General features: G+C 39.7%; 4 protein-coding genes. All 4 read right to left on the bottom strand.

The genetic code is table 11. The annotated features are described in order from the left end of the window. Positions 1-745 precede the first annotated feature (745 nt). Entirely contained in the window at positions 746-1,441 is a 696-nt protein-coding gene (locus BD749_RS19135; protein WP_143741292.1) for a hypothetical protein, read from the bottom strand. Beyond that, entirely contained in the window at positions 1,407-1,934 is a 528-nt protein-coding gene (locus tag BD749_RS19130) for a hypothetical protein (protein WP_101447506.1), read from the bottom strand. Before BD749_RS19130 ends, BD749_RS19135 begins: the two co-directional genes overlap by 35 nt. An 85-nt stretch (positions 1,935-2,019) precedes the next feature. After that, positions 2,020-2,577, bottom strand: coding sequence for a DUF2199 domain-containing protein (locus BD749_RS19125; RefSeq protein WP_101447504.1), 558 nt, complete (start codon positions 2,575-2,577; stop codon positions 2,020-2,022). Between the two features lie 524 nt (positions 2,578-3,101). Further along, complete coding sequence (locus BD749_RS19120) at positions 3,102-3,401, bottom strand: hypothetical protein (RefSeq protein ID WP_101447502.1); 300 nt, start codon at positions 3,399-3,401, stop codon at positions 3,102-3,104. Between the last annotated feature and the right edge of the window lie 142 nt (positions 3,402-3,543).

Here is a 3,543-nt window from a genome sequence, read left to right as displayed (position 1 = left end):
CTACAGAGTCAAGCATATCAGGCTCACTCTCAAACACAGCCATTAATTCATATTCTTCTGGGTGTTCCATTTCTTAACTCAAATTTGCTACAACGATTAGTCCAGATGGTGTTTCGTTGGAGGTTCGCTGTGCTCAGCAAATTTCCTCCAATGGCATCTGGACAGTGTTGGTCGAGGTTGTTTTCCCTTTTTCCTCCCGGTTCTGCGTGTTTTTTATTTAGGGAAAACAACCTTTCTGGTTGGGTTATTTTCTCCTTTTAGATTTCCTTCTAAGTGGCGCTTTAGCCCTTTGGCAATACTGTTAATAGTGAGGTATTAGCAATGTTGCCAAAGGCCTCAGGCTCGGGGCTGGCCACCATCCAAAGAAAGACTAACTTATCATTGGCCTCTCTATTGCCGGCAACCGGTTGAAAAAGAGCCACTCAGCCGAAGCTAGCCCCTTGACTTTGTCAATTCCCGACGCTAACTTCGCCCCTCCAAAGTCTTGCCTGGACGCCCCCGTCCGAAAGCACGCGCTTTCTCCCGGCTTCGCCGAGCAAGACTTCGGGTCAGAAACCCCGTTTCTTCCTTTGGCTCTTTTTCAACCGGTTGTCCAGGCTTTAGTGGCCTTTGATGCCGCCCAGCCCCTGAAAAGCCTGAAAGACACGCCACTTTCAAAATTCGAAAATAATCTCAATCACGGCCAACGTGCTTTGCTATGAGGTGGCGTAGCTACCTTATAGGTTGTGTTGGCAGAGGTAGTTTTTCATTTTCTCTTTAAACTGTCATAGGGTATACTGATCGCGGCTGGTGGGGGAGGAACCAATACGTCTGCGGTAGTAGTAAAATTCCTATTCTCGCCCTTGATTAGATTTTGTTTTTCAACAATATCCAGTAATCCATAAAGCGTCTCTTCCAACTCACCTTGCATAGTCCCAACCATTCTTGCTTCTCCATTGTCGAACACGAATTGCAAAGAGTGAAATGCACCATCATCTTCAAAATAAAAGCCTTCTTTCAAGCTATTGAAATCAATAGAGTCCATTAATCCATACACTTTTCCCATACTCTGTGAATCAAGCTTTGCTATATAGTTTTCAACGACGGTTTCGCCATGCCTTTCTCTCAAACGGTAGTAGACGGTACTATCATTATTGATCTCTACGTCCTTGCTATACCTTTCAGTCCCCATACCTGGGAATATAGAAAAGCTTATGCATTCGAAACGAACTTTTTGCTTTGTTTTTGAAATAGGTTCAGTAGCTTTCTCGACAGTGCTTTTATTTACATTCTCTTCACTACTCCCACAAGAGATTAGAAGTAACAGGAACATAAGTTGTAGAGAGTTTTTCATAGTTTCTTTCACTGCCAACGGTTTCGTACAGGCAACGGGTGAGGCGTTAGCCGAGCATGCTGCCTGTGCTGTGTTAGCCAAAGATTTGCTTTCTTCCTTTCTCAACATATTCATCAAAACTTGAATAGTCAGCAACTACCTTTCCGACAGAATCAATAGCTAGGTAATGTTCTGGACTTCTTTTCATTTCGGTGATTAGGTCTTCCTGAATTTTATAATTCTTTAAAACCCTTTTTATAATTTCAATTTGTTCAGAGTCTTTTGCTATGGTGATAGAAACTTCACCATCATCATGGCTATTTATTTTGCTTCCATTTTCCAATTCCATTTCCAGGTTATGAATATAGAAATCAGGATTCTTTAAGAAATATGTATTAAAGTCGGATAGCGTTTTAAAGTTATTTGTTTCAGCTGTAGATAGATAGTTGTCATTACTATCATATGCAACTATTTCTAATCGTTTAATTTTGAGGGCGGGTTCCAAAAGTGTAGTCGCTTGAAGAGAAGACATTTCAAGGAAGTAGTATCTTTCCTTTCCTGCTGCTGGATAGTCAAAGCTTACTAACTGTATCCTTGCGTAATCGTCTTCTTCTAAATTCATACTTATAATTTTTGGCTAACGTCTTGTGTATACCTTGTGCAAGGCCATCAGCCGAAGCATAAGGTATAAACCTTGTTGGGTGTTGCTATTCTTTGTTCGTTTCCTGATGCAAGTCAGGTATGATTTCAGTTATAATTGCTAATGCCTTTTCCAGAGTTATCCCGTTTGTTTGGTCGAGAGCAAGAGAGTGGTCTTCTTCTATCACTACTACTTTAGGTATGACTCCAACTTCTTGTGTGATGACTTCAGTTTTTATGTTCAGGGTATTGCCATAGGTGGGAACGTATGTTTGCAGCCAACCAAAGTATGGAGGCTCGTTTACTCTGTCTGGGTCATTCCACAATTCATTCGTTCTGATGAAGTTTTTTTCGCTTAAAGTAGTCCATACATCGAATATTAGATCTTCTTCATAGTCGATTATAGGTATAGTCAACCTGCCACGGATAAAGAAGTATTCTTCGTCAACTACACATAGGCTTTTAGTTTCTTCAATCCTTGTTTCTCTTTCCTCTTCTGGAATAGTAAAATAATATTCAGGGTAGTCACTGCCAAAGGTTAACGGCAAATTGCCAAGCTCCATACCGCAGCATGCACACTTATAAGTTATCTGACCTGACTGGTTTATTACTTTAGTGACTTTCAATTTTTATGATTTATAGTACCACCCAACGGCTTTGCTATGGTGCGTTTTCAATGCACTATAGGTTTGGTTAGCAGATTTTGTTTTTCCTTTTTGATCAGCTACAGTTAAGGTTAAAATTGACAAAGCCCAAAATAACTAAAGCTACTAATCCTAAGCTTACATAAAGCATTACTACTTTAATTCTTTTGGTACTGGATTTCCATGTCAGGACATTTAGGAGTAGTTGTAACCCTAGTGCTATTGTTTCCAATATCAATAGCGAAGGTCCACATACCCAATTTGATTTATGTTGGTCAAGAATATATGTTGAAAGGGTCAAGATAACTAAAAGCCCTGTTGCAAAAGTCACAGCCCATTCTATTCTTTTTTGAGATAAGCTTATTGGTATCATCTATCTTGAATGAGTAAATGGTCAAGTGTACTTCTTAAATTCTATGCTTTCAATACCTGCTAACGGAATTGTGCAGCCGAAGCCCGAAGCATAGTGAGGGTTAAGGCTGAACTTGGTTGGGCATTGTTATTTTTTATTTTATCCAGTTAATCTTTCCTACAACGGATTCTGCTAAGTTAACTGTAGATTCAAGGTCAAGATTACCAACTTTGAAACTTTCATTTTCATTGAATGTGGCATCAGTCCATGTAATCATATACATTTCTCCATTTTCATTCAATTTAGGCACTTCACCTTCCATATCAAGACCTTCTTCCTTTTCTGTCTCATACCAAAAGTCATAATTAATTGCCTTAATCATTACGCCTTTTTTGATACTTCCACCATAGAACCAGAAGCCCTGTTTAACGATTCTTTCCTTGACATCAGACATAAGGTATGATTGACAGTTGACTTATAAAGATAGTTTTAATACTGCCCAACGTACTAAGCTAAACGACGGGCGAGGCCGTAGGCCGAAGGCTGACGTTTAGGTGTTGTTAGGTCAAGAGATTTTTTCTTTCAGGTAGTTTCCC

The sequence above is a fragment of the Pontibacter ramchanderi genome, assembly GCF_002846395.1.
Lineage (GTDB): Bacteria > Bacteroidota > Bacteroidia > Cytophagales > Hymenobacteraceae > Pontibacter > Pontibacter ramchanderi.
This window is presented reverse-complemented; position numbering and strand designations above follow the sequence as displayed.

What these genes read in the sequence shown, in the direction of transcription:
- BD749_RS19135 (WP_143741292.1), bottom strand. Translation starts at nt 1,441, where the DNA reads ATGTTGAGAAAGGAAGAAAGCAAATCTTTGGCTAACACAGCACAGGCA.
- BD749_RS19130 (WP_101447506.1), bottom strand. Translation starts at nt 1,934, where the DNA reads ATGAATTTAGAAGAAGACGATTACGCAAGGATACAGTTAGTAAGCTTT.
- BD749_RS19120 (WP_101447502.1), bottom strand. Translation starts at nt 3,401, where the DNA reads ATGTCTGATGTCAAGGAAAGAATCGTTAAACAGGGCTTCTGGTTCTAT.